This window comes from Streptomyces canus 299MFChir4.1, from assembly GCF_000383615.1.
GTDB classification, from domain to species: domain Bacteria; phylum Actinomycetota; class Actinomycetes; order Streptomycetales; family Streptomycetaceae; genus Streptomyces; species Streptomyces canus_C.
The window spans coordinates 96,689-121,970 of record NZ_KB911595.1; the positions used below are offsets into that span (position 1 = coordinate 96,689).

General features: G+C 70.6%; 17 protein-coding genes and 2 pseudogenes. 11 read left to right on the forward strand and 8 right to left on the reverse strand.

Annotation, left to right across the window (positions count from 1 at the left end):
* Positions 1 to 70: 70 nt before the first annotated feature.
* Positions 71 to 253 carry a hypothetical protein gene (locus H293_RS0127355; RefSeq protein ID WP_007384915.1) on the reverse strand — a complete coding sequence of 61 codons (183 nt, stop codon included), beginning with the start codon at positions 251 to 253 and terminating at the stop codon, positions 71 to 73.
* A gap of 566 nt (positions 254 to 819) precedes the next feature.
* On the opposite strand from H293_RS0127355, the gene H293_RS0127360 reads away from it, so the two are divergent.
* From H293_RS0127360 to H293_RS0127395, 8 genes are all read left to right on the forward strand, one after another.
* Positions 820 to 4,632, forward strand: coding sequence for a sensor histidine kinase (locus H293_RS0127360; RefSeq protein WP_020121022.1), 3,813 nt, complete (start codon positions 820 to 822; stop codon positions 4,630 to 4,632).
* A gap of 9 nt (positions 4,633 to 4,641) precedes the next feature.
* The gene (locus tag H293_RS0127365) at positions 4,642 to 5,055 is read left to right on the forward strand and encodes a roadblock/LC7 domain-containing protein (protein ID WP_003993189.1); all 414 of its coding nucleotides are present in this window, start codon (positions 4,642 to 4,644) and stop codon (positions 5,053 to 5,055) included.
* A gap of 110 nt (positions 5,056 to 5,165) precedes the next feature.
* Positions 5,166 to 5,564 carry a DUF742 domain-containing protein gene (locus H293_RS0127370; RefSeq protein ID WP_003973454.1) on the forward strand — a complete coding sequence of 133 codons (399 nt, stop codon included), beginning with the start codon at positions 5,166 to 5,168 and terminating at the stop codon, positions 5,562 to 5,564.
* A complete protein-coding gene (locus H293_RS0127375) occupies positions 5,545 to 6,120 on the forward strand; it encodes a GTP-binding protein (protein ID WP_007384912.1) in 576 nt (191 codons plus the stop codon). Before H293_RS0127370 ends, H293_RS0127375 begins: the two co-directional genes overlap by 20 nt.
* A 400-nt stretch (positions 6,121 to 6,520) precedes the next feature.
* Positions 6,521 to 9,823, forward strand: a complete 3,303-nt coding sequence (locus H293_RS0127380; protein WP_028808242.1) for a nitrate- and nitrite sensing domain-containing protein — start codon at positions 6,521 to 6,523, stop codon at positions 9,821 to 9,823.
* 10 nt (positions 9,824 to 9,833) lie between these two features.
* Positions 9,834 to 10,247, forward strand: a complete 414-nt coding sequence (locus tag H293_RS0127385; protein WP_007384910.1) for a roadblock/LC7 domain-containing protein — start codon at positions 9,834 to 9,836, stop codon at positions 10,245 to 10,247.
* 100 nt (positions 10,248 to 10,347) lie between these two features.
* Positions 10,348 to 10,929, forward strand: coding sequence for a DUF742 domain-containing protein (locus H293_RS0127390; RefSeq protein ID WP_028808243.1), 582 nt, complete (start codon positions 10,348 to 10,350; stop codon positions 10,927 to 10,929).
* The gene (locus H293_RS0127395; RefSeq protein ID WP_009314218.1) at positions 10,910 to 11,491 is read left to right on the forward strand and encodes a GTP-binding protein; all 582 of its coding nucleotides are present in this window, start codon (positions 10,910 to 10,912) and stop codon (positions 11,489 to 11,491) included. Before H293_RS0127390 ends, H293_RS0127395 begins: the two co-directional genes overlap by 20 nt.
* Before the next feature lie 179 nt (positions 11,492 to 11,670).
* On the opposite strand, the gene H293_RS0127400 is transcribed toward H293_RS0127395, so the two are convergent.
* The 3 genes and pseudogenes from H293_RS0127400 to H293_RS52885 form a co-directional block, all read right to left on the reverse strand.
* Positions 11,671 to 11,862, reverse strand: coding sequence for an acyl-CoA carboxylase subunit epsilon (locus H293_RS0127400; RefSeq protein WP_020121024.1), 192 nt, complete (start codon positions 11,860 to 11,862; stop codon positions 11,671 to 11,673).
* A gap of 57 nt (positions 11,863 to 11,919) precedes the next feature.
* Positions 11,920 to 13,515, reverse strand: coding sequence for an acyl-CoA carboxylase subunit beta (locus H293_RS0127405; protein ID WP_033415715.1), 1,596 nt, complete (start codon positions 13,513 to 13,515; stop codon positions 11,920 to 11,922).
* A 151-nt stretch (positions 13,516 to 13,666) separates the two neighbouring features.
* Positions 13,667 to 15,992, reverse strand: a pseudogene (locus tag H293_RS52885) (polysaccharide lyase 8 family protein).
* A 135-nt stretch (positions 15,993 to 16,127) separates the two neighbouring features.
* Between H293_RS52885 and H293_RS0127415 the strand changes: the two are divergent.
* Together H293_RS0127415 and H293_RS0127430 are read left to right on the forward strand one after the other, a co-directional pair.
* Positions 16,128 to 16,682: a YceI family protein gene (locus tag H293_RS0127415; protein ID WP_020121027.1), complete on the forward strand. Its 555-nt coding sequence runs from the start codon at positions 16,128 to 16,130 to the stop codon at positions 16,680 to 16,682.
* Between the two features lie 1,013 nt (positions 16,683 to 17,695).
* Positions 17,696 to 18,478 carry a serine protease gene (locus tag H293_RS0127430; RefSeq protein ID WP_020121029.1) on the forward strand — a complete coding sequence of 261 codons (783 nt, stop codon included), beginning with the start codon at positions 17,696 to 17,698 and terminating at the stop codon, positions 18,476 to 18,478.
* Positions 18,479 to 18,613: 135 nt separating this feature from the next.
* Here the strand turns inward: H293_RS0127430 and H293_RS0127435 are convergent, their stop codons facing one another.
* From H293_RS0127435 to H293_RS60280, 3 genes and pseudogenes are all read right to left on the reverse strand, one after another.
* Positions 18,614 to 20,011, reverse strand: a complete 1,398-nt coding sequence (locus tag H293_RS0127435) for a hypothetical protein (RefSeq protein WP_020121030.1) — start codon at positions 20,009 to 20,011, stop codon at positions 18,614 to 18,616.
* Between the two features lie 50 nt (positions 20,012 to 20,061).
* Positions 20,062 to 23,073, reverse strand: coding sequence for a glycoside hydrolase family 3 protein (locus H293_RS0127440; protein ID WP_020121031.1), 3,012 nt, complete (start codon positions 23,071 to 23,073; stop codon positions 20,062 to 20,064).
* A gap of 116 nt (positions 23,074 to 23,189) precedes the next feature.
* Positions 23,190 to 23,297: pseudogene (locus H293_RS60280) on the reverse strand (ATP-binding protein); the annotation flags it as partial.
* A gap of 23 nt (positions 23,298 to 23,320) precedes the next feature.
* On the opposite strand from H293_RS60280, the gene H293_RS0127445 reads away from it, so the two are divergent.
* Complete coding sequence (locus H293_RS0127445; RefSeq protein WP_020121032.1) at positions 23,321 to 23,509, forward strand: DUF397 domain-containing protein; 189 nt, start codon at positions 23,321 to 23,323, stop codon at positions 23,507 to 23,509.
* Positions 23,510 to 23,561: 52 nt separating this feature from the next.
* Here the strand turns inward: H293_RS0127445 and cimA are convergent, their stop codons facing one another.
* On the reverse strand, positions 23,562 to 25,166 hold the full coding sequence (gene cimA / locus H293_RS0127450; protein WP_020121033.1) for a citramalate synthase: 1,605 nt from the start codon (positions 25,164 to 25,166) through the stop codon (positions 23,562 to 23,564).
* Positions 25,167 to 25,282 lie beyond the last annotated feature (116 nt).

The window sequence follows — 25,282 nt, forward strand, 5'->3', positions numbered from 1 at the left end:
GCCCCGAGGCTCCGGACCGCGCGCCGCCCGGGCCACCTGCCGCGGGGGCGGTGATCCGGGCGCGCTACGGTTACTTCGCGGCGGAGACCGGGATCTCCATCAGGACCGTACGCCGGGGGTTGGCGGTCTGGGCGGGGAGGTCGAGCGGGTGCTCCGGCTGCTCCGGGATCTGCAGGGCGTCGGCGTCCTCGAGGTGCGCCAGCGTCGTGCGCCGCGGGTTGGCAATGTTGCGGAACATCATCGTCGTCTTCACGGTTGTACTCGACCTCGACAGTGGTGGGTTGGGCAGATGGGGCCTTCTTGTAAAGCGTCAGGCTAAACATGCCATTCCCCTCCGAACTCGCGAAGACCCCGTGATCGGCATGTGAGTTTGCTCACTGAGCTGCGGGCAAACCGGACAATTCCCAGCCTCAACCCACCCCAACGAAACGGACATTGACCCCCTGAAGCCATCATTCCGCTCCTGATCATGGCGACTGGGACACCCACCACCGCGGGGAGACTCGCGGACCTATGTCCGATATCGACAAAAACGCTTTCCACACCCGGTGACACGGTCCTCACGAGGTGTCACGTAGGTCACGGTCTGACCCACGGACCTTGTTGGAGATCCTGCACTGTGCTGGAATTCCACGGACCGCCGCGGGATCGAGCCGGCGCACAGGGGGCGCAGACAAGCGCCGAGCGGCGGTGAGAAGGGGGAGCCAGCGCCGGTCACTCACGATCACCCGGGGTGCGTATTCAGGGCGCTCCCCACAACGCCGACACCGTGCTCCACCGTTCTGCGGAGGAGCGCCTGGTCCAGAGGTTGCGACGCTAGTGCAGGGACGTTTCAAGAGGGATGGCAGCGCTTCGGCCGAGCCGGAGCGGCACGGCGGGACTGGCCCCAATGTCGGCAGTTCCTCCCCCCAGCACGCCCAGAACCCGGGCCCGGGACCGTCGGCGGACGGTGCTTCCGGCACCGGGCGCCTTGGCACATCGGCGTCCTCGGGCCTGGCGGCCACGCCGACGGTGAAGCCACCGAAGGGCCCGAGCGGCCCCGGGTCGCGCATAGCCCTGCGCAACTGGCGCATCTCCACGCGTCTGGTGTCGCTGCTCGCGCTCCCCGTCGTGGCGGCCACCTCGCTGGGCGCGCTGCGCATCAACGACTCCATGGACGACATCCAGCAGCTCGACAACATGAAGCTGCTGACGGAGATGACCAAGCAGGCCACCGAGCTGGCCGCGGCCCTCCAGGAGGAGCGCGACCAGTCGGCCGGACCGCTGGCGCACAACTCCACGGCGAGCAACATCACGGTCAAGGGCTATCGGGACAAGTCGGACCGGGCCGCGACCAACTTCATCAACGCCGCCGAGGACATCGACACCTCCAGCAAGGACGGCAACCTCCAGGGCGTCCGCGACAGCCTCGTCGGCCTGGTCCGCGACCTGGACACGCTCAGCAAGATCCGCAGCGACGCCTACGAGACCAAGGGCAACGCCACCCAGACGGTGGAGTCCTACCACCGTCTGATCACCCACCTGCTGGACCTCTCCCAGGACATGGCCGAGGCCACCAGCAACCCGGACATGATCCAGCGCACGCGCGCCCTGGCGGCCTTCTCCTCCGCCAAGGAGTACGCCTCCGTCCAGCGCGCGGTCCTCGCCGCGGCCCTGCCGGCCGACAACAAGACCCTCGGCGACCTCAGCGAGAACGACCGGCTGTACGCCCAGGGCGCCCTGGAGAGCGAGGAGTCCGACCTCAACAGCTTCCGGAGCATCTACGGCGACGACGGCGCCGAGGAACTCCTCAAGCCCATCGAGGACGGCAGCTCCACGATCGAGGCCTCCGACCAGTACGCCGGCCGTGCCTTCGGCCGCCCGGAGGGCCTTGCCGATCTGGACCGGCGCTCCTACAAGGACTGGGTCGACGACAGCTCGACCAAGATCCAGCAGATGGGCAACATCGAGCACACGCTGCTCGAGGACATGGAGCAGAAGGCCCGCGAGCTGCGCAGCGCCACCGAGCGCGACGCGATCATCGCCGGTGCGCTGATCCTGCTCGTGCTCGGTGTCTCCCTGGTCGGCGCCTTCGTCGTCGCCCGGTCCATGATCCGCTCGCTGCGCCGCCTCCAGGAGACCGCCACCAAGGTCGCCCAGGACCGGCTGCCCGAGCTGGTCAAGCAGCTCTCCGAGTCCGACCCGCAGGACGTCGACACGTCCGTGGAGTCGGTCGGTGTGCACTCCCGGGACGAGATCGGCCGCGTGGCCGCGGCCTTCGACGACGTGCACCGCGAGGCGGTCCGCCTCGCCGCCGAGCAGGCCCTGCTGCGGGGCAACGTCAACGCGATGTTCACCAACCTCTCGCGCCGCTCCCAGGGCCTCATCCAGCGTCAGCTCTCGCTCATCTCCGAACTGGAGTCCCGCGAGGCCGACCCGGACCAGCTCTCCTCGCTGTTCAAGCTCGACCACCTCGCGACCCGCATGCGCCGTAACGGTGAGAACCTCCTCGTCCTCGCCGGTGAGGAGCCCGGCCGCCGCTGGACCCGTCCGGTCCCGCTGGTCGACGTGCTCCGCGCCGCCGCGTCCGAGGTGGAGCAGTACGAGCGCATCGAGCTGGCCGCCGTGCCGACCACCGAAGTGGCCGGCCGCGTGGTCAACGACCTCGTGCACCTGCTCGCCGAGCTGCTGGAGAACGCCACCTCGTTCTCCTCCCCGCAGACCAAGGTCAAGGTCACCGGTCACGCGCTGCCCGACGGCCGCGTCCTGATCGAGATCCACGACACCGGTATCGGCCTCTCCCCCGAGGACCTCGCCGCGATCAACGAGCGGCTCGCCTCGCCGCCCACCGTGGACGTCTCCGTCTCCCGCCGCATGGGTCTGTTCGTGGTCGGCCGGCTGTCCCAGCGCCACGGCATCCGCATCCAGCTGCGCCCGTCCGACTCCGGTGGCACGACCGCGCTGGTCATGCTGCCCGTCGATGTCGCCCAGGGCGGCAAGAAGCCCCAGGCCAAGCCCGGTCAGGGCGCCCCCGGTGCGCCCGCCGCCGCGCAGGCCGCCGCCGGTGTGGCCGCGGCCCGTCGGGGCGGTGGCAACGGCCAGGGCGGTGGCGCCCTCGGCGGTGCGCCCGGTGGCCCCGGGGGTGGCGCCCTCGGCGTCGGCGCCCCCTCGGGCGGACGGCTCAACGCCGGTCAGGGACCGCGGGCCGCGCTGCCCGGCAGTGGCCAGGGCGGTCGCCCCGGTGGGCCGGGCGGACAGCGTGGACCGCAGGGTCCGGGTATGCCTCCGCAGGGCCGGCCCGCTCCGGCAGGCGCCGGCGCTGGGTTCGGCGGTCAGGCGCCGGGTGCCCCGCAAGGCCTCCAGGCCGCGGGCACGAGCGGTCCGGGCCAGGACGCCTTCACCGGTCAGGACGCTTTCGGCGGCGGCCAGGACGCCTTCGGCTCCCGGGGTCCCGTACCCCCGCAGTCGCAGGCCCCGAGCGCGGGCCAGGCTCCCGAGCCGGGCGGTCGGCGCCGTCGGCCGCAGCTGCCGGGCCGCGGTGGTCCGCGGGCCGAGCTGCCGGGCGGCAACCAGCAGCCCCGCACGCCGAGCTGGAGCGACGAGAACGCCCAGCCGCCGGTGCCGCGGGCCTCGCTCGACGCTCCGCGCGGGCACGACGAGCAGGACCCGGCCGCCACGTCGCGCATGCCGCGGATCGAGGACCACCGGGGCCCGGCGAGCACCTCCGAGTTCCCCCGCCCGGACTTCGACGCCCCGCAGAACACCGGCCAGTTCCCCCGGCCGGGTGCGAACGGCCCGCAGGGCGACTTCCCCCGTCCGGGCGCGGTCGGCCCGCAGAACACCGGCCAGTTCCCGCGGCCGGGCTCCAACAGCCCCCAGGACACGGGTGACTTCGTCCGCTCGGACGTCTTCGGCACTCCGTCCGGGCAGACCGGCGGCTCGCAGACCGGGCAGTTCGCGACGCCGCAGGCGTACGACGCCGGCTCGACGGGCCAGTTCGCGATGCCTGGCTACAATCCCGGCTCCACGGGGCAGCATTCCCTGCCGGCTCGTCAGGACCCCGCGAACACGGGCCAGTTCGAGCGCCCCCAGACCAACGGCGCCGACTTCGGTGCCCCGCGGCCGCCCATGCCGCCGCGGCCCCAGCAGCGGCAGGTCCGCCAGGAGCCCGAGGCGCTGCCGCCCGCGGGTCCCGGTGACGGCCGTACGCCGCTGTACGACACGTTGGAGACCAACTGGTTCCACGGCAGCCAGCAGCAGGGACAGGGACAGCCGGCCAACGGCACCGACCCCTCCCCGGCTCAGGCGCCGCGGCAGCAGCAGGCTCCGGCGGCCCCCCAGCGTCCCGCGGCCTCAGCGGCCTGGCGCAGTTCGCCCAACGACGACCTCGTCCGGCAGGCGGAGCGTGTCAGGCAACCGGCCGCGGGCGGTGTCACCACCTCCGGTCTGCCGCGCCGGGTACCCAGGGCGAACCTCGTCCCGGGTACGGCTCAGCAGCAACAGCACCAAAGCGGTCCGGCTGTCTCGCGTGCGCCTGACGACGTGCGCGGCCGGCTGACCAATCTCCGTCGGGGTATCGCGCAAGGTCGTCAGGTCGGCGGCAACGGCCAGACGGGCAGCTTCCCGAACCCCACTCACCAGCAGGAGCGTTAGTTGAGCCCGATGAGCCAGGCGGCACAGAATCTGAACTGGTTGATCACCAACTTCGTGGACAACACCCCAGGGGTGTCCCACACCGTCGTCGTGTCCGCCGACGGCCTTCTGCTGGCGATGTCCGAGGGCTTCCCGCGCGACCGTGCCGACCAGCTGGCGGCCGTCGCGTCCGGGCTGACCTCGCTCACGGCGGGCGCCTCCCGGATCTTCGAGGGCGGCAGCGTGGCCCAGACCGTCGTGGAGATGGAGCGGGGATTCCTCTTCCTCATGTCCGTCTCGGACGGTTCCTCGCTCGCGGTCCTCGCGCACCCGGAATGCGACATCGGCCTCGTCGGCTATGAGATGGCACTGCTCGTCGACCGCGCGGGCGCAGTGCTCACGCCGGATCTGCGAGCCGAGCTGCAAGGCAGTCTGCTCCACTGACCGAACCGGATCCACCCGTCTCACCAAATCACCGTCCGGCCGCCACAATCCCCCCACCGGCCTCACCAGACGGCTAGCCAGACCGACTTGCTGTCCCGCCCGGAGGATTCATGACCCCGCCCACCGCCTCTCATGATCCGTACGCGGAGCCGTACGAGGATGAGGGCGACCAGCCGCTGGTACGTCCGTACGCGATGACCGGCGGCCGGACCCGGCCGCGCTACCAGCTCGCCATCGAGGCCCTGATCAGCACCACGGCCGACCCGGCGGCACTGATGGGGCTCCTCCCCGAGCACCAGCGCATCTGCCACCTGTGCCGTGAGGTGAAGTCGGTCGCCGAGGTCTCGGCGCTGCTCGCCATGCCGCTCGGGGTGGCCAGGATCCTCGTCGCGGACCTCGCCGAGGCCGGCCTGGTGGCCATCCACCAGCCGGGCGGCGACGAGAACAACGGCGGCGCTCCCGATGTGACGCTGCTCGAAAGGGTGCTCAGTGGACTTCGCAAGCTCTGACGCGGGGCGGGCGACCACCTCCGCGAAGATCGTGGTGGCGGGTGGCTTCGGCGTGGGCAAGACCACGTTCGTCGGCGCCGTCTCCGAGATCAACCCGCTGCGCACGGAGGCCGTCATGACGTCCGCGAGCGCGGGCATCGACGACCTCACCCACACCGGGGACAAGACGACCACCACGGTCGCCATGGACTTCGGCCGCATCACGCTCGACCAGGACCTGATCCTGTACCTCTTCGGTACGCCGGGCCAGGACCGCTTCTGGTTCATGTGGGACGACCTGGTCCGCGGCGCCATCGGCGCGGTCGTCCTGGTCGACACCCGGCGTCTGGCCGACTGCTTCCCCGCGGTCGACTACTTCGAGAACAGCGGTCTGCCCTTCGTCGTGGCCCTCAACGGCTTCGACGGGCACCAGCCGTACGCCCCCGAAGAGGTGCGCGAGGCCCTGCAGATCGGGCCGGACGCGCCGATCATCACGACGGACGCCCGGCACCGCTCGGACGCCAAGAGTGCACTGATCACCCTGGTCGAGCATGCCCTCATGGCACGTCTGCGGTAACGCCCCCAGGGCGTGTCGACCCGCCGCAAATCAACAGCGTCATACGGCAGTTGTCGTAGATGTCCCGGAGCCGACTGTGGTCTTAGACACGGTCGGCCCCGGCGTTCATAACGTTTCGGCAGAGGAATCCGGTGGTACGGCCACGCGTGGTTGCCAACCGGTCTCGCTGCGCTCACAACGGCCCCGCCATTTGGCGGGGCTCGCTCTTTATGACCGTTTTATCTGGGGCTTACATCACTCGGAATCCCCGCGTACCACTGTTTGGAGGTGCGCAGGCGGTCGTGCTGGAATGCCTGAACTGCCCAATAGTCAAAGACGTACTCACAGTCGATGACGTACTGGGCTCTGAGAGACTGCGGCACAACGTAGGTGCCGACCCCTCCGAGAGGTTGTTGGTCGAGTGAGGCGAAGCAAGAACGGTCCCGAGCCGTCGGCCCGGGGCAACTTCACCCCGCCGCCGCGCGGAGCGGCGCCCGCCCCTGTGTCCGGTCCGGAACCGACGGCCGCGCCGCCGTCCGGCGGCGGCCGGTTCTCCCCGCGCAACTGGCGGGTGCCCACCCGGCTGAACGCGATCCTGCTCATACCCGTGATCGTCGGCCTCGTCATGGGCGGCTTCCAGGTCAAGAGCTCGATCGACACCTGGCGGGAGGCCGAGGACGCGGAGAACACCGCGCGTCTGGTGCGGGCCGCTCTCAGCTACGCCGACGCCCTCTACAACGAGCGCGACAACAGTGCCGCCCCGTTGCTGAGCGGCCAGGGCCAGGACAACGCCACGGTCGTCGCCGCCCGCAAGAAGACCGACCAGGCCGCGGACGCCTTCGACGAGGCCGCCCAGAACATGCCGCAGAAGGCGGGCCTCCAACGCCGCCTCAAGCTGTTCCGGGACGGCGAGGGCGGGCTCCAGACCCTGCGCGCGGGTGCCTACACCTCCTCCAAGCTCACCGGTGTGAAGACCGAGGAGGGCTACACCCAGGTCGCGCACCCGCTGACGGAGTTCGCCAACGAGCTCGGTCTCGGCACCGGCAACATCACCAGCTACGGCCGTACGGTCTACGCCATCGAGCTCACCAAGGCGGCCCTGTCGCTGCAGCGCTCCATCGGCATGCACCTGCTGATCAAGCCCGGCCCGGGGCTGAGCAGCTTCGCCAGCCAGAAGGTCGCCCTCTCCTCGTACGCGTACCTGGAGGGCATCGCCGTCGAGGAGTACATCGGCGGTGGCACCGAGGCCGACGCCGCGAAGCTCGACACCGCGAAGAAGCAGATCCAGACGGAGGGCGCGGCGCTGGCCAAGGAGGCCGCCGCCAAGAACCCGAACTACGTCCCGCCGCCGTCCAACCCCGTGGACATGGTCTCCGGCATCGCCCAGCTGCCCTCGATGGACGAGAGCGCCCGTCAGGCCCTCGGCAAGGACGGCATCACCGCCGAGAACTGGTGGGCGGTCAACACCCTCAAGTACAACGCCTACCGCCAGATCGAGACCGACCTGGCCGACACCGCGGTGAACGAGGCCGCGAGCATCGCCGACAACGCCAAGCGCGACGCCTTCATCGTGGGTGCCGCCGTCGTGGTCGCCCTGCTCCTCGCGTTCATCCTGGCCGGCGCCGTCGCCCGGCAGATGTCCCGCGCGATGCGCCAGCTGCGCAACGCCGCCTTCGGCATCGCCGAGCAGCGTCTGCCGATGCTGGTCGACCAGCTCTCGCGCACCGACCCCGGCCGGGTCGACACCCGGGTCGCCCCGATCCCGATCACCACCAAGGACGAGATCGGCGAGGTCGCCCGCGCCTTCGACCAGGTCCACCGCGAGGCCGTACGACTCGCCTCCGAGCAGGCCCTGCTGCGGGGCAACATCAACGCGATCTTCACCAACCTCTCCCGGCGCAACCAGTCGCTGATCGAGGGCCAGCTGACCCTGATCACCGACCTGGAGAACAACGAGGCCGACCCGGACCAGCTGGAGAACCTCTTCCGCCTGGACCACCTCGCGACCCGTATGCGCCGCAACGGCGAGAACCTCCTGGTCCTCGCCGGCGAGGAGCCCGGCCGCCGCTGGGACCAGCCGGTCCCGCTGGTCGACGTGCTGCGCGCCGCCTCCTCCGAGGTGGAGCAGTACGAGCGCATCGAGCTCTCCGGCGTCCCGGAGGCCGAGATCCACGGCCGCGCCGTGACCGACCTCGTGCACCTGCTGGCCGAGCTCCTGGAGAACGCCACCACGTTCTCCTCCCCGCAGACCAAGGTCCGCGTCACCGCGACCCGGCTGCCCGACGGCCGCATCATGATCGAGATCCACGACAAGGGCATCGGCCTGACCGCCGAGGACTTCGCGGACATCAACCACAAGCTGGCCAACCCGCCGACCGTGGACGCCGCGATCTCCCAGCGCATGGGCCTGTTCGTGGTCGGCCGGCTGTCCGACCGGCACGGCATCCGCGTCCAGCTGCGCCCCTCGGGCGAGCAGGCCGGCACCACCTCGCTGGTCATGCTGCCCGACGCGATCACCCATGGCGGTGGCGGCGAGCACCAGCCGGCCGGCGACGAGTTCACCGTCTCGCAGATCATGCCGGAGCAGCAGCAGTACCAGGGCGAGGACTTCAACAACGGTCTGCCCATGCGTACGGCCGCGGAACTCGGCTTCGACGACAGCCGCTACTCCGAGGTCCCGGACGACATACGCGAGCTGGACCCGGTCGGCCGCTCCCTGATGCGCGAGGAGCGCCGCGCGGCCCTGGAGAACCAGAACCAGGACCAGCCGGCCGCCCTGCAGGGCCCGGACTCGTCGTCGTACGGCGACGCGTTCGACGCCTCCCACAGCGGCCGGCAGACCGGCTACGACAACAACCGGGCCGGCTATCCCGAGCAGCAGCCGGCCTCGTACGACCAGCAGACGTCGTACGAGGAGGCGCAGCAGGCACCGTACGAGGAGCAGCGGCAGACGGCGTACGAGGAGCCGAACCGTCAGGCGTACGAAGAGCCGTACTACGCGCAGAACGGCGGCCTGCCGCAGAACGACGCCTTCTCCCCCGGCGGCGGCTACCCGGAGCCCTCCTATACGGAGCCGGCTCAGGAAGAGCCCGCGGCGGTGCACGCCGCCGCCCCGGAGACCTTCTCGGGCTTCGAGGAGCGGCGCTACCAGGACGACTGGCCGCAGCAGGACGGTTACGGCAACGGCTACCCGGACCAGTACGCTCCGGAAACGGAATCTGTGCAGGCCGCTGACGTGGGTGAGCGTGACCGCGTAGGCTTCGACCGTCCGGGGCCGGCCCCCGCCTCCGTGGGTCACCAGCTGACCGACGCCGGGCTCCCCCGCCGTGGCTCCACCGGGAGCGGCGCTAACGGCTCGAACGGCACGAACGGAACGCGGAACGCGAACCAGGAGCCGCCGGCCTCGGCGCCGGAGAGCAACGGCGGCGGCGACGTCTGGCAATCGGCCAACGACGCGCGGTGGCAGCAGGCCTCCCAGCTCCGGAAGCCCAAGGCGGGCGGGGTCACCTCCTCCGGTCTGCCACGGCGGGTACCCAAGGCCAACCTGATCGAGGGAGCCGCCGAAGCCACCAACCAGGGAGGCCCACAGGTCTCCCGTGCCCCCGAGGACGTCCGGGGCAGGCTGAGCAACCTGCGCCGCGGTGTCCAGCGGGGCCGCAACGCAGGCAGTGAAACGAACGGCCAGGGCTTCGGTCCTGACAGCACCTACAACCAGGAGCGTTAGTGTGAGCCCGATGAGCCAGGCGGCGCAGAACCTGAACTGGTTGATCACCAACTTCGTGGACAACACCCCGGGGGTGTCCCACACGGTGGTGGTCTCCGCCGACGGACTCCTTCTGGCGATGTCCGAAGGCTTTCCGCGCGACCGAGCCGACCAGCTTGCGGCCGTCGCCTCCGGTCTGACCTCGCTGACCGCCGGTGCCTCGCGCATCTTCGAGGGCGGCGCGGTGAACCAGACCGTTGTGGAGATGGAGCGGGGATTCCTCTTCATCATGTCCGTATCCGACGGTTCATCCCTCGCGGTTCTTGCACATCCGGAGGCGGACATCGGTCTCATCGGGTACGAGATGGCTCTTCTGGTGGACCGTGCCGGTTCGGTCCTGACGCCCGATCTGCGTGCAGAGCTCCAGGGCAGCCTGCTCAACTGACAGACAGACGGTGCGTTTTGGCGTCCCGGGGCCGTAAGGTTTCGGGACGCGGCTCCACACAGCGTGATGGGTGCCCGGCACAGTCGGAGGAGGAGAGAAAGTGGCAACACCCCCAGGTGGTTCATCTGGCAATTGGTCGTACGGTCCTGGCCAGGGCCAGAACGACGGTTCCCAGAACCCGAACCGCTACAACTTCCCCTCCGCACCCAGCCATCGGCGCCAGCAGCCGTACGCGCCCCAGGGCCCCGGCCCGTCGCCGTACGACCAGCCGCCGGCCCCGCGCATCCAGCCCGTGCAGCCGCAGCGACGCTCCCCTGAGCCTTCCCCCGCGGGAGGCGCCAGCAACCCCCTGGTGCGCCCGTACGCCATGACCGGCGGCCGTACCAGGCCGCGGTACCAGCTCGCCATCGAGGCGCTGGTGCACACCACCGCGCAGCCGCACCAGATGCAGGGCCAGTTGCCCGAGCATCAGCGGATCTGCAACCTCTGCCGGGAAATCAAGTCGGTGGCGGAAATCTCCGCGCTCCTGACGATCCCTCTCGGCGTGGCCAGGATCCTCGTCGCCGACTTGGCGGAGGCGGGCCTGGTCGCCATCCATCAGCCCGGCGGCGACGAGAACGCCGGCGGCCAGCCAGACGTGACACTGCTCGAAAGGGTGCTCAGTGGACTTCGCAAGCTCTAGCGGCGGTCCTTCCCGCTCCACCACCTCGGCGAAGATCGTGGTGGCGGGTGGCTTCGGCGTGGGCAAGACCACGTTCGTCGGGGCCGTTTCGGAGATCAACCCGCTGCGCACAGAGGCCGTGATGACGTCCGCTTCGGCCGGCATCGACGACCTCACCCACACCGGGGACAAGACGACCACCACGGTCGCCATGGACTTCGGCCGCATCACCCTGGACCAGGACCTGATCCTGTACCTCTTCGGTACGCCGGGCCAGGACCGCTTCTGGTTCATGTGGGACGACCTGGTCCGCGGCGCCATCGGCGCGATCGTCCTCGTGGACACGCGGCGCCTCGCCGACTGCTTCCCGGCCGTCGACTACTTCGAGAACTCCGGGCTTCCTTTTGTGATCGCCCTCAACGGCTTCGACGGCCAGCAGCCGTACAACCCGGACGAGGTCCGGGAAGCCCTGCAGATCGGGCCGGACACTCCGATCATCACGACGGACGCGCGGCACCGGGCGGACGCGAAGTCCGCGCTCATCACGTTGGTCGAGCACGCGTTGATGGCTCGTCTGCGGTAGGTGCGCGGTTCTTGCGGCTACTGGGCTGCCACGGACGGTTGTACGCCGTCCGCGGCAGCCCGGTGGCTTGTCGCGCCCACGCGGCGGAGCCGCACATCGACACAGCCCCGCGCCCCTGAAGACAAAAACGCCTGAGGGCCCCTCTCCTTCGAGAGGGGCCCTCAGGCGTCGTACAGGGCTCAGTGCCAGCTGTGCGGGGCGCGGAAGCCGCCCTCGCGCTCCAGGCGGCGCCAGCCGGCCTTGGGGCGGCCTCGGTGGGCCGGGGTCTCGGAGGGCTGAGCCGCCGCGCGAGCCAGCAGGATCGCCGTGATGGCGGCGACTTCCTCGGGCTCGGCGTGGCCCTTCTCGACGCGGATGTCAGGGGTGCTCATAGGTCACAGTCTCCGTGAGAGAGGTTTCCGCGAGGGTGTCGCGGAGGGTCCGCGGGGTTACTGCGGAGGGTTGCCGTGCTTACGGGAGGGCAGGTCGGCGTGCTTCGACTGGAGCATCGCCAGGGACCGGATCAGGACCTCGCGGGTTTCCGCCGGGTCGATCACGTCGTCCACGAGGCCACGCTCCGCCGCGTAGTACGGGTGCATGAGCTCGGACTTGTACTCCTTGACCATGCGGGCCCGCATGGCCTCGGGGTCCTCGGCCTCGGCGATCTGGCGCCGGAAGATGACGTTGGCGGCACCTTCGGCACCCATCACGGCGATCTCGTTCGTCGGCCAGGCGTAGGTGAGGTCCGCGCCGATGGACTGGCTGTCCATGACGATGTAGGCCCCGCCGTACGCCTTGCGCAGGATCAGGGAGATCCTCGGCACGGTGGCGTTGCAGTACGCGTACAGCAGCTTGGCGCCGTGGCGGATGATTCCGCCGTGCTCCTGGTCGACACCCGGAAGGAACCCGGGGACGTCCAGGAAAGTGACGATCGGGATGTTAAAAGCGTCACACATCTGGACAAAGCGCGCAGCTTTTTCCGATGCCTCGATGTCCAGGACACCGGCGAGCGAGGAGGGCTGGTTGGCCACGATGCCGACGACCTGGCCGTCGAGGCGGGCCAGCGCGCAGATGATGTTGCGGGCCCAGCGCTCGTGGATCTCCAGGTAGTCGCCGTCGTCGACGATCTCCTCGATGACCTTGGTCATGTCGTACGGCCGGTTGCCGTCCGCCGGGACCAGGTCCAGGAGCACGTCTCCGCGCCGGTCGGCCGCGTCGGAGGACTCCACCCGCGGCGGGTTCTCCCGGTTGTTCTGCGGGAGCATCGACAGCAGGTAGCGCACCTCGGCGAGGCACGTCTCCTCGTCGTCGTAGGCGAAGTGGCAGACACCGGACGTCTCGGCGTGCACGTCGGCGCCGCCGAGGCCGTTCTGGGTGATCTCCTCGCCCGTCACCGCCTTCACGACGTCCGGACCCGTGATGAACATCTGGGACGTCTCACGGACCATGAAGACGAAGTCGGTCAGGGCAGGGCTGTAGGCCGCGCCACCGGCGCAGGGGCCGAGCATCACCGAGATCTGCGGGATGACGCCGGACGCCTTGGTGTTGCGCTGGAAGATGCCGCCGTAGCCCGCGAGGGCACTCACACCCTCCTGGATACGGGCGCCCGCGCCGTCGTTCAGCGACACCAGGGGCGCCCCGGCCGCGATGGCCATGTCCATGATCTTGTGGATCTTCGTGGCGTGGGCCTCGCCCAGCGCGCCGCCGAAGATGCGGAAGTCGTGGGCGTAGACGAAGACCGTGCGGCCCTCCACCGTGCCCCAGCCGGTGATGACACCGTCGGTGTACGGCTTCTTGCCCTCCAGGCCGAACCCTGTCGCCCGGTGCCGGCGCAGCTGCTCGACCTCCTGGAAGGAGCCCGCGTCGAGGAGCAGCTCGATGCGCTCCCGTGCGGTCAGCTTGCCCTTGGCGTGCTGCGCCTCGGTCGCCTTCTCGCTGGGGCCGGCCAGGGCCGCCGCACGGATCTCGTGCAGCTCGGCCACCCGCCCGCGCGCGTCCGTCGGCTCGCCCGTCGACTCACTCGGCGCCTCATCCAAAACGGTCATGTAGTGACCTTACGAAGACCCGCGAGGAAAGCGAGCCGTCGACTCCTCACAGTCTCCGGCCCGTTTTCCTGGTGCGACCGAACAGAACCCTGGAAGCATGCAGGCGTTCTAACTGCTCAGAGGGCCTGACGCTTGTAGGGGTCGAACAAAGTCAGAGTGTGAGAGCCACCTCACATTCGTGTGCGGCGCATACCGTCCCCGGAGTGACACGCAGGTGCAGCAGGCGGCCGGTGGCAAGCACCTCGACCGTGTCGTCGGCCCGCACGACCGAGCGCACGGGCCGGTTCCAGACAATCTCCAGCGGTTCGCCCGAACGGGGTGGTTCGCCGACGCAGAGGGTAGCGGTACGGCCGCTGCGCCGGACCAGCACGCTCGCCCCCGCCGACGCGGTGAGCGGACCCGCGGTGCCTGCCCGCCAGAAGTTCGCGGCGGTCAGGCCCAGGCGGTCGACGCGGACCGCCTGGCACGCGCTGTCGTTGGCGAGGACCGACAGCCAATGACGGTCGGCGGCGCGGGCGGCCACGGTGCGGCGGTCGGCCCCGGGCATCAGGACATAGGCGTACGAGGCGTCCACCGGGTCGGTGCCGTGGTCGAGCCAGAGGGTCTGCCAGCGCCGGGTGCGCCGTTCGGTCGTACTGGAGGTGTTGATGTCGGACCAGGCGCCGGTGCGGTCCTCGCGGAGGGCCCGCAGGCGGTCGGGGACGAGCCAGCCTCCGTGCCCCTCCAGATGGGCCCAGCCCAGCCCCCGTACGAAGGACTGCGTGCCGCCCTCCCCCAGGTTGCGGTTGTCGACGACCGTTTCGACCGGGACGCCGTCGGCGCAGGTGATGCCCGCGCCGAGGCAGATCACCGCGTCCGCGACGCAGAACCACGACTTGCGGGCCTCCAGCGTCGACCCGAGCCCCTTGAGGTGCTGGCCGATCGCCGCGTACTCGCCGTCGGTCGTGCCGCCGACCCAGCGGACGTCCGGCTTGGGCTCGCCCCACTCGCCACCGGCCCGGTCGGGGAGGCGTTTGGTGGAGACGGTCGTGCCGGGGAGGCGGTACCAGTCGACGGTGGGCCAGTACCAGTCGGTGTACTGGCCCGAGTCGGCGGCCCACCAGGAGAGCATTCCGGCGCCGGTGTGCCAGCCGCGCGGGTTCTCGCCGTTGCCGCACTCGTAGGCGGCGATCCGGTCGCTGGCCATGGCGATGTTCGCGACGAATCCTGGGCGGCGGTGGACCGCTCGGTCCATGGCGGCGAAGAGCGTGTGCCCGACGGGTTCGGGTGCGGCCGGGACGGGGGACGCGGCCACCGCGTGCAGCCGGGCGAGGTCGGCGACCCCGAACTGGCGGGCCGTCAGGATCGGGGTGACGGTGTCCCGTTCGATCCAGCCCTTCACCAGGCCGTGCCAGCGTGTGCGCTCCTGCGCGCTCGCGCCGCCCGCGAGCAGTGCGATGGCGGCGATGATCCCCTGGCCGTGGAAGTGATCGCCGCGCATGACATGGCGGTCGTCGCTCTTGAGGTAACCGCGGCTGATGGCACGGCCGTTGACGCTGTCCATCACCAGCCCGTCGTGGATCAGCGGGGCGTAGGCACGCTCGACGCTGTCGAGGACGGTCTGCCGGTTCGGGTCGGTCACCTCCCACTCGGTGCCGGCGAGCAGGGCGAAGAGGCGGCCGAGACCGTCGAGCATGACCTGGCCGTAGGTGCCGGAGTAGGCGACCCAGGTGTGCTGGACGAAGGAGCCGTCGGCATAGAGGCCGTCTCCCTTCGTGACGTACGGGAAGACCGGCGAGAGGGCGTCGCGGGCGAGGGCGATCCGGTCGGGGGCCCTGCCGAGGATGCCGCGCAGGGCGACGGAGCGGCACAGGTCGACGCGGTTGGCGCCGGTGGAGGTGCCGGAGTAGTCGGTGAGCATCGCGTCGGGGATGAAGTGGTCGACGGCGGCGCAGGCAGCTCCTTTTTGTGTCTCCGTGAGGTGGTCGTGGAGAGCGGCCACGATGTCCATGAGGAGACGGGGGCTGCCGATCTGCCATTCCCACCAGTTGCCGTAGCGGGTGGTGGAGGGGTTGTAGACGGTCGCGGAGAGGTGGTCGAGGCCGCGGAGGACGTCCGCGAGGAGGCTCTCGTCGCCGGTCGAACCGGTGCCCTGCTGGACGTAGGCCTGGGTCATGGTCCACAGGCGGCCATAGCTCTGGGTGATGCCGGCCGGGGGGTCGTAGGGGAAGCCGGCCCACAGGGAGGTACGGGTCGGAGCCCAGGGTGGCGCGGAAGCCTCGGGCGAGTTCGCCGGTCTCGGCGAGGCGGGAGGCGTACGGCTGCGCCGCCGGGTCGTAGCCGGTGCCGAGGGCGATGTCGAGCCAGCGTCGGCGGAGGGTGTCGTAGGGGTCGGCCGCGCCGGCACGGGCGGGCGGGGCGGCGGCGGCCAGGAGCGCCGCCGCGAGTAAGACGGCCCTTCGGGTGGGTCGCAGGGGGGCTCTGCGCTGTGGGTTCATACCGGGGCATCTACCACCGCGGGGCGGGCACGCCAACACTTCTCCGGATGATGTTGAAAGGTGCGCGGAATAGGTCTACGGTCCTCCATGTTGAGTGGTTCAAGATTCAACATCCTCACTTCAAGGAGTTCCGTCATGGCGAACACCGACCTGACCGCACTGACCGGCGACTACACGATCGACGCCTCCCACTCCACGATCGGCTTCACCGTCCGTCACGCCATGGTCACCAACGTCAAGGGCAAGTTCGACGAGTTCAGCGGCTCGCTGCACCTGGACGGCAGCAACCCGTCCGCGTCGACGGCCTCCATCGACGTCAAGATGGACAGCATCGACACCGGTTCGGCGGACCGGGACGGGCACCTCAAGAGCGCGGACTTCTTCAAGACCGACGAGTTCCCGACGATGACCTTCCGCTCCACCAAGGCGGAGGCGCTGGGCGACGAGGACTACCGCATCACCGGCGACCTGACGATCCTCGGCACCACCAAGCCGCTCACCATCGACCTGGAGTTCAACGGCGCCGCGAAGGACCCCTTCGGCAACGAGCGCGTGGGCTTCGAGGGCAAGGCCGAGATCAAGCGCTCCGAGTGGGGCCTGACCTGGAACGCGGCCCTGGAGACGGGTGGTGTCCTGGTCTCCGACAAGATCAAGCTGCACTTCGACATCTCCGCGATCAAGAACGCGTGACCCGGTCGCCGCGGATCAGCGGGTGCGCCGGTAGGGGAGAGCCGGGAGACACGTCTTCCTGACGGACCCGGAAAGACCCGAACCGGCGCGCTCGCAGAGCTCGGTGATCAGACGATGTCGTCTTCGTCGGCGGTCATGCCGTCGGTTCGCTGACCGACGGCTTCGGGGAGCTGCCGGCCATCCGGGGGGTGGGAGCGCTCACCAACGCCGGTTCCTCGCCGTCTCGTTGGCGACCGCCATGGCCATGGTCGCGCCGGACGCCAAGGGGCGGGCGAGGTCCATGCCGCTGGGCGGTGGCCGCGGTGTCCGTGCCGGCGCCGGTGCCGCTGCCGGCCGGTCCGGTGAACGGCACGACCTTCTGCACCTTCACCTGCCTCGCGCCCCTCGTCACCGATGTCATGCGGCTGGACGAGCGCGGGGTGCCCGCCGGCGGTGCTCGCACTGTTCGGTCTCGGGGCGTTCGCGGGGTGCGGGCCGGTGGGCGGCATGCCGACCGGCCGCGGGGGCGGGGAGCGGCGCCCTGTGCTGCCTCGACCGGCGCCGCGTGCGGCCTTTGGCTCGGCGGCACGGTGATCGAGCGCGCACCACTGGGTCGTACGGGCGCATCATGGATCGCATGACCAACGTTCCCGCCTGGATCACCGTCGCGTCCTACGAGAACGTCCACGGCCGCCCGACCCCTCTGGCCGCCGTGCGGGCTTGACTGCGGGAGCGCGGGATCGACTGGATGCCCTTCGACATCGAGCACGAGGTGCGGTTCGGTCTCGCGTGCGGGCCCGGGTCGGACGGGCGGTGGCGGGGGCCGCCGGGGAGCGGTACGCCCTGACGCGTCAGGTGTCCTGAACGACACCGTGACCGGCGGCTGAATCGCACCCCTTGTGCGCGAGTTCACAGGATTCCCATAATCCATCAACAGATTTGACCGGCCCATGTCAGAACTTGGGCGAACCTTTTGATGCCCAGACTTGGCATGAACTCGTCAAAACCAGCCCCCACCTGGAAGAGGCATCACTTTGAAGAAACTCCTCACTGCCGTCAAGAGATGTCTGGCGGTCGGAGCCGCCGCGCTCGCGATCGCCAGCCTCCAGCCCGTGTCGGCCGCGCAGGCCGCGCCCTCGCCCGTCGTCGGCGGCAGCCGTGCCGCGCAGGGCGAGTTCCCGTTCATGGTGCGGCTGTCCATGGGGTGCGGCGGGGCGCTGTACACCCAGCAGATCGTGCTCACCGCCGCCCACTGCGTGAACGGGACCGGGGCGAACACCGGCATCACCGCGACCGCGGGTGTCGTGGACCTCCAGTCCGGCACCGGGCGGGTGCAGGTCAGGTCGACGTACGTCTACCGGGCGCCCGGCTACAACGGCGACGGCAAGGACTGGGCGCTCATCAAGCTCGCCTCGCCGATCAACCTTTCCACGCTGAAGATCGCGACGACGACGCAGTACAACACCGGGACCTTCACGGTCGCCGGGTGGGGTGCGGCCACCGAGGGCGGGGCCCAGCAGCGGTATCTGCTGAAGGCCACCGTGCCGTTCGTGAGCGACGCGGCCTGCCGGGGATACAGCGGGTACAGCGGGCTCATCGCCAACGAGGAGATCTGCGCGGGGTACTCCTCCGGTGGGGTCGACACCTGCCAGGGGGACTCCGGCGGGCCGATGTTCCGGCGGGACTCGGCGAACGCGTGGGTGCAGGTGGGCATCGTGAGCTGGGGCATAGGCTGCGCCCGGCCCAACGCGCCCGGTGTCTACACCGAGGTTTCCACGTTCGCCTCGGCGATCGCTTCGGCGGCCTCGTCGCTGTGACGTGAGGTGAGACGGGGGCGGTGGGCCGCGGGTCCGGTGCGTTGTGCGGCGGACCCGTGGCTGTCGCCCCCGTTGGGGGCAGCGCCCCCTGCGAAGAAAACCCGGTTCCGGCCCCCGGGCGGCTCAGACCCCCGCTCAGAACCCCCCACCCCCGAAGTCCCCTCCCCCACCACCGAAATCGCCCCCGCCGCCGAAGTCCCCACCGCCCCCGAAGTCCCCGAAGCCCCCGGAGTCGAAGTCCGAGCCGGACAGGTCGCCGCCCTCGTAGCCGCCGCCGAAGTCTCCGTAACCGGAGCCGTAGTCGGCCGCGTAGGCGGGCGTGGCCATCATGCTGCCGAGGACCGTGCCGACCAGGAGCCCGGGGAGGAGGCCGCCGCCGAAGTAGCCGCCGGCCCAGGGGCCGTAGGCCGGGCCGGCGTCCCAGTAGGGCCGGCGGCCCTGGTCGGTGTCGACCTCGCGCATCACCGGGTCGCGGCCGTCGGCCAGGCGGGTGGCGTCCGCGGCGCAGACCGGGACCTCGCGCGGGGCACCGCCCGGCGGCGTCCAGGCGGCGTCGGTGACGGAGGGGCCGTGGCGGGGGTCGAAGAAGCAGGGGGCCCGGCGCTCGGGCAGCGGCCGGCCCTCGCGGCGCGCCGCGAGCTGGGCCAGTGAGAAGCGGCCGTCCTCCAGGGCCTGGGTAACGCCTCGTACGTCCTCGGGTCGGGTGGCCGCCCCCATGAGCGACTTCGCCTGCTCGTACGCGTCCAGCGACCGCTCGTAGTCCGCCCGCATCGCGTCGTCGGCGCCCGCTTCGGCGGGGTGGAAGTCCAGCCGGTCCAGTTCCTCGCCGAACGCCGTGATGTCCTCGTCCACCACCACCCGCAGCTTCTCCAGCGCGGCCCGCTGCTCCTCGGCGTGCCGGCGCCGGTTGCGGCGCACCAGGGTGTACGCGCCCGCGCCACCGGCCACGAGCACCGCGCCGACCGTGATCAGTGCCGTGCTCGACACCCCGCCGCCGTCGTCCGCGGACCGCCAGGTCGACGGTGCCGAGCCGCCCATGTTGGTGACCGCGGCGGCGGTGAAGTCGGTCAGCTGGGCGCGGGTGTCCTCGCCCTGGACGGTCGTCACCAGGTTCCGTACGGCCGCCTTCGGCAGGACCGAGGAGTCGGCGCGGGCGTCGAAGGCGTCGCCGAGCCGGACCGCGTAGACCCCGGTGATGCCGGTCGCCGTGCGCAGCTTGGTGAACAGGTCCTGCTTCGGGTAGTCGGCGGGCAGCACCGCGACGAACAGCGGCTTGTCCGCCTTCGTGATCCGGTCCGCCAGGGCGTCGGCGTCCTTGGCGGACAGCTGGGCCGCGGCGGCCGGATCGACGTAGACCGGACTCTTACGGAGGGCCCGGCCGATCGCCGAGACGCTCGTGGCGGTCGGGTCGCCCGTCGAGGCCGACGCGGGCGGGGCGGTCGCCGCCAGGGCGGCCAGGGCCGCGAGCACCAGGGCGAACAGCAGCCCCGGAAGGCTTCGGGTCCGTACTACGGCCTGCGCGGTGGCCTTCATACCTCGACGCTACCCGAAGCCCCCCAAAAGCGACCTCTCCGCCCGCCCCCTCAGGCCGCCCGGTAGGCCTGCGTCAGCTTCCGCACCGCCTCTCCGTAGCGTCCGGTCAGAAGGAGGTGCTCGGCGTCGGCGAAGGGCGCCGCTACGGCGGCCGTCATCCGCGGGCCCGCTTTCCGCTGCACGATCAGCCGGGCCTTCTCGACGAGCGCGCGGCCCCGGTCGCCGGCACCGGCCCGCTCGGCCGCACCGGCCGCGGTCCCGAGCGCCGTGAGCGTGGCCGCCCCGCCCTCCGGGACCTTGGTGCGGGTGGTCAGGCCCCAGCCGTACGGGAACTGCGGGTCGTACGTCGGGTCGCCCACGTTGATCGGCAGCTGGGCCTCGGACCTGGGCCAGGTGACGGGCAGCCGGCCGGTGAAGGCACGCCTGCCGTAGAGGACGTCCGCGACGCCGTCGCCCTCGGTGCCCGGCAGCCAGGAGGCGACCAGGGCGTCGATGGCGCCGAGCCGGTCGCCGATGACCTGCGGCCGCCCGGAGACGATCAGCACCGCGCACTTCATGGCCGCGCACACCTTGTCGACGGCGGCTTTGTCGGCCGCCGACAGCTCCAGGTCGTGGCCGTTGCCGACGTCTCCGACACCCTCGGCGTACGGGGTCTCGCCGACGACGACCACTCCGACGTCGTAGCCGCCGGTCGGGGCGGAGGCGTCCTTGGAGTACGTCAGCTGCGCGGAGTTCTTGCGCATGGCCTCCAGGATCGTCGTGCCGGGCGTGATGTCGCCGGAGGAACCCTGCCAGGTGACGGTCCAGCCGCCGCTCTGGTTGCCGATGTCGTCCGCGTCGGACCCGGCGACGTACACCTTCTGCGACCTCTTCAGCGGCAGCAGCCCGCCGCTGTTCTTCAGCAGCACCTGCGACTCGGCCACCGCCTCGCGGGCCACGGCCCGGTGTCCGGCGGAACCGATCCGCGAGGCGCCGCTCGTGTCGGCGTACGGCTTCTCGAAGAGCCCCAGCCTGAACTTCTGCGTGAGGATGCGGGACACCGCGTCGTCGATCCGCCGCTCACCGACCCGCCCTGCCCGCACCTCCTGGATCAGCGCGGTGTGGAAGTCCTTGTAGGCGTAGGGGGCCATGACCATGTCGACGCCGGCGTTGACGGAGGTCCGGACGTCGGAGGCGTGGTCCCCGGGGATCTGGTCGATGCCGTTCCAGTCGCTGATGACGAAGCCGTCGAAGCCGAGCTTGTCCTTCAGGACCCCGTTGATCATGTCGGCGCGGGCGTGCATCTTCACCGGGCCCTGGCCGTCGCCGACGATGTCGAGCGAGGAGTACGACGGCATGACCGTGCCGACTCCCCGGTCCACGGCCGTCCGGTAGGGGGCGAGGTGGATCGCCTCCAGCTGCTTTCGGGTGACCGTGGTGACGCCCTGGTCGATGGTGTAGGTGCCGGTGGTGGAGGAGCCGTAGGCGGTGCCGCCGTCGCCGACGAAGTGCTTGGCGGTGGCGAGGACCTTGTCGTCGTGCTTCAGGTCCCGTCCGTCGCGGGCGCCCTGGAGGCCCTGGATGACCGTCTCCATGGACTCGACGAGGGCCGGGTCCTCGCCGAAGGACTCGTAGGAACGGCCCCAGCGTTCGTCCCGGGTGACGCAGAGGCAGGGCGCGAAGTCCCAGGGGATGCCGGTGGCACGGACCTCGGCGGCGGTCACGGCCCCTGTCCGCTGGGCGAGCCGGGGATCGCGGGTCGCTCCGATGCCGATGTTGTGCGGCATGACCGTGGCGCCGACCAGGTTGTTGTGGCCGTGGACGGCGTCGACGCCGTAGACGAGCGGGATCTGGAACCGGGTTGCCTGCGCCCGGAGTTGGAAGGAGTCGATCATCTTCGCCCAGGCCGCGGCGGTGTTGGGCGTGGGGGTGGAGCCGCCGCCGGAGAGCAGCGAGCCGAGGTCGTCCGCGGCGATGTCGGCGCCGGTCCCGACGGCTCCGCGCTCGGCCTGGGTCATCTGGCCGGTCTTCTCCGCGAGGCTCATCCGGGACAGGAGGTCCGCGACCCGCTTCCGCACGGGGAGCTCGCTGTTCAGATACGGCAGCCCGTGCGCGTCGATGACGACCTGCGGGGTCTCGGCGGGGGCCTTGGCGCCGGTGACGGTGAGCTTGAGGGGGATGGTCTCGGCGGTCTCGGAGGCCGCCTTGTCCTTGAGCGTGTGCACCCGGACGGTCCGTGTGGTGCCGGAGGCGGTGCCCGCGGGGAAGGTGAACTCGCCCTTGACGGGGCTGTAGTCGGAGGTCGAGGCGGAGCCGCCGGCGGTCTCGTAGGCGACGGTCACGGGCTCGTCGATCGGCGCGGAGCCGGTGGTGGCGAGAGTGACCTTCACGGTGGCCGTGCCGCCCTCGCCGACCGGGTACACGGCGGAGTCGGTGAGCACCGAGGCGCGCAGCGACTGGTCGGCCCTGCCGTACAACTCGACGCCGTCCATGGCGAAGCGGCCCGGTGCGCCGACCGGCAGGGTGACGGCGTACCCCCACATCCGCGTCAGTCCCAGGACGTGGTCGATGCCGCCGACGGGCTGGTAGTCGGTCCGGTACACGAAGTCCGTGAAGGGGATCTCGATCTGCTTCCAGCCGGTGAAGTCGTCGGTGAAGGACGTCGTCCACAGCTCGGAGGCCTCGCCGTTCGCGCCGCCGTCCTTGAGCTCGAAGGCGACCTTCTTGCCGTTGTCCTGTCCCTCCCACCAGAAGCGGATGCCCTTGCGGGCGGACCAGTCGGGGGCGGGTTCGGCGAAGGCGAAGTCGTGCGTGAAGCCGCCGTAGCCGCTGATGTCGTAGGTGCCGGAGAGGACCTGGCCCCCCTCGGGGGCGTCATCTCGGGCACTGAGCCCGAGAGTCGGCGGATCGTCGGTGTCGCCGCCCCAGGTGAACAGGCCGCCTGCCGGCGGGTTCGCGAAGGGGACCTCGCCCTCGAAGCGGTCCACGGGGACCGGGGGCGGATCGTCGGCCGCGCGGGCGACGGCCAGGGGCAGCAGGGAGGTGAGCAGGGCGGCGGAGACGAGCAGGGCGGTTCTTCGCATGGACCTTCCCTCGGCTCTCAGGGGTCACACAGGACTTACCTCACGGCGTGAGTGAACTGAGAGCACCCGCGTCCGTCAAGACGTCGCGTCCGGCCAGGCCGCCCCCGGCACCGCCGTCAGTCCTCCGGTGACCTGATCACGAAGTCGCACCACACGACCTTGCCCGGGTCCCGTGCCCGCACACCCCAGTCGTCGGCCAGCGCGGCGACGAGCAGCAGTCCGGGGTCCTGATCTCGCCCGAGCCGCTGTGGTGGACCTCCACAACTGGATCAAGTCCAGCTACAGCGGCAGCGAGGGCGGCAACTGCATCGAGGTCGCCACCCAGCCGTCCGCCGTCCACATCCGCGACTCCAAGAACACCGGCCCCGACCTCACCGTGGCACCCGGCACTTGGGTCGCGTTCCTCACGCTCGCGCGGCGGGACGGACACGCGTAGCCCCGGCGGGTCCGAGTGGAGCTCGCCGAGGGCTCCCGCCTCCCGCCGCGGGCTACTCCGCCGGCTCGACGCCCGCGCGCAGCAGACCGTACGTGTACGCGTCCTCCAGCGCCTGCCAGGACGCCGCGATCACGTTCTCCGCGACGCCGACCGTCGACCACTCGCCCGTGCCGTCGGACGTGGAGATCAGGACGCGGGTCGTGGAGGAGGTGCCGTGCACGCCCTCCAGGATGCGGACCTTGTAGTCGACGAGGTCGAGTTTGGCGAGCTGGGGGTAGATCTTCTCCAGGGCGACGCGCAGGGCGCGGTCGAGGGCGTTGACCGGGCCGTTGCCCTCCGCCGTGGCGACGATGCGCTCGCCCTTGGCGAAGAGCTTGACCGTGGCCTCGTTGGCGTGGCTGCCGTCGGGGCGGTCCTCGACGATCGCGCGCCAGGACTCGACCCCGAAGTACTTCAGGGGCCTGCCCTGGACCTCGGCGCGGAGGAGGAGTTCGAAGGAGGCGTCGGCCGCCTCGTACGTGTAGCCCTTGAGCTCGCGCTCCTTGACCCGCTCGACGACCCTGCCGACCAGCTCGCGGTCGCCGCCGAGGTCGATGCCGAGTTCCTTGCCCTTGAGCTCGATCGAGGCGCGGCCGGCCATGTCGGAGACCAGCATCCGCATGGTGTTGCCGACCTGCTCGGGGTCGATGTGCTGGTAGAGGTCCGGGTCGACCTTGATGGCGGAGGCGTGCAGGCCGGCCTTGTGGGCGAAGGCCGAGACCCCGACGTAGGGCTGGTGGGTGGAGGGGGTGAGGTTGACGACCTCGGCGATGGCGTGCGAGATCCTCGTCATCTCGCGCAGCTTGCCGTCCGGCAGCACCTTCTTGCCGTACTTGAGCTCCAGGGCCGCGACCACCGGGAACAGGTTGGCGTTGCCGACCCGCTCGCCGTAGCCGTTCGCCGTGCACTGGACGTGGGTCGCGCCCGCGTCCACCGCGGCGAGGGTGTTGGCGACCGCGCAGCCCGTGTCGTCCTGGGCGTGGATGCCGAGCCGGGCGCCGGTGTCCGCGAGGACGGTCGCGACGACCGCCTGGACCTGGGCCGGGAGCATGCCGCCGTTGGTGTCGCAGAGGATGACGACGGAGGCGCCGGCCTCCGCGGCCGCCCGTACGACGGCCTTCGCGTACTCGGGGTTGGCACGGTAGCCGTCGAAGAAGTGCTCGCAGTCGACGAAGACCCGCCGGTCCTGCGACACCAGGTACGACACGGTGTCGCGGACCATCTCCAGGTTCTCGTCCAGCGTCGTCCTGAGCGCGAGCTCGACGTGGCGGTCGTGCGACTTGGCGACCAGGGTGATCACCTCGGCGCCGGAGTCCAGGAGGGCCTTGACCTGCGGGTCCTCGGAGGCCTTCGCGCCCGCGCGGCGGGTGGCGCCGAAGGCGACGAGCTGGGCGTGCTTGAAATCGATCTCCTGACGGGCGCGGGCGAAGAACTCGGTGTCCCGCGGGTTGGCGCCGGGCCAGCCGCCCTCGATGAAGCCCACGCCGAAGTCGTCCAGGTGCCGTGCGATGGCCAGCTTGTCCGCGACGGTGAGGTTGATGCCCTCCCGCTGAGCGCCGTCGCGCAGGGTGGTGTCGAAGACGTGGAACTGATCGTCGAGCTCGCTGGTTGCGGTCATGGTCTCAAGGCTCCTGAGGATTTGGATCTCGGTCGTACCGGAATGACCGGCTCCACCGCCCCCACATAGTCCCTCGCGCTCTCGCCTCCGGCTGCGGGTGGGCCAGAAATGCGAAA

What these genes read in the sequence shown, in the direction of transcription:
- H293_RS0127405 (WP_033415715.1), bottom strand. Translation starts at nt 13,515, where the DNA reads ATGACCGTTTTGGATGAGGCGCCGAGTGAGTCGACGGGCGAGCCGACG.
- H293_RS0127365 (WP_003993189.1), top strand. Translation starts at nt 4,642, where the DNA reads ATGAGCCAGGCGGCACAGAATCTGAACTGGTTGATCACCAACTTCGTG.
- H293_RS0127400 (WP_020121024.1), bottom strand. Translation starts at nt 11,862, where the DNA reads ATGAGCACCCCTGACATCCGCGTCGAGAAGGGCCACGCCGAGCCCGAG.
- cimA (WP_020121033.1), bottom strand. Translation starts at nt 25,166, where the DNA reads ATGACCGCAACCAGCGAGCTCGACGATCAGTTCCACGTCTTCGACACC.
- H293_RS0127435 (WP_020121030.1), bottom strand. Translation starts at nt 20,011, where the DNA reads ATGAAGGCCACCGCGCAGGCCGTAGTACGGACCCGAAGCCTTCCGGGG.
- H293_RS0127415 (WP_020121027.1), top strand. Translation starts at nt 16,128, where the DNA reads ATGGCGAACACCGACCTGACCGCACTGACCGGCGACTACACGATCGAC.
- H293_RS0127440 (WP_020121031.1), bottom strand. Translation starts at nt 23,073, where the DNA reads ATGCGAAGAACCGCCCTGCTCGTCTCCGCCGCCCTGCTCACCTCCCTG.
- H293_RS0127385 (WP_007384910.1), top strand. Translation starts at nt 9,834, where the DNA reads ATGAGCCAGGCGGCGCAGAACCTGAACTGGTTGATCACCAACTTCGTG.
- H293_RS0127370 (WP_003973454.1), top strand. Translation starts at nt 5,166, where the DNA reads ATGACCCCGCCCACCGCCTCTCATGATCCGTACGCGGAGCCGTACGAG.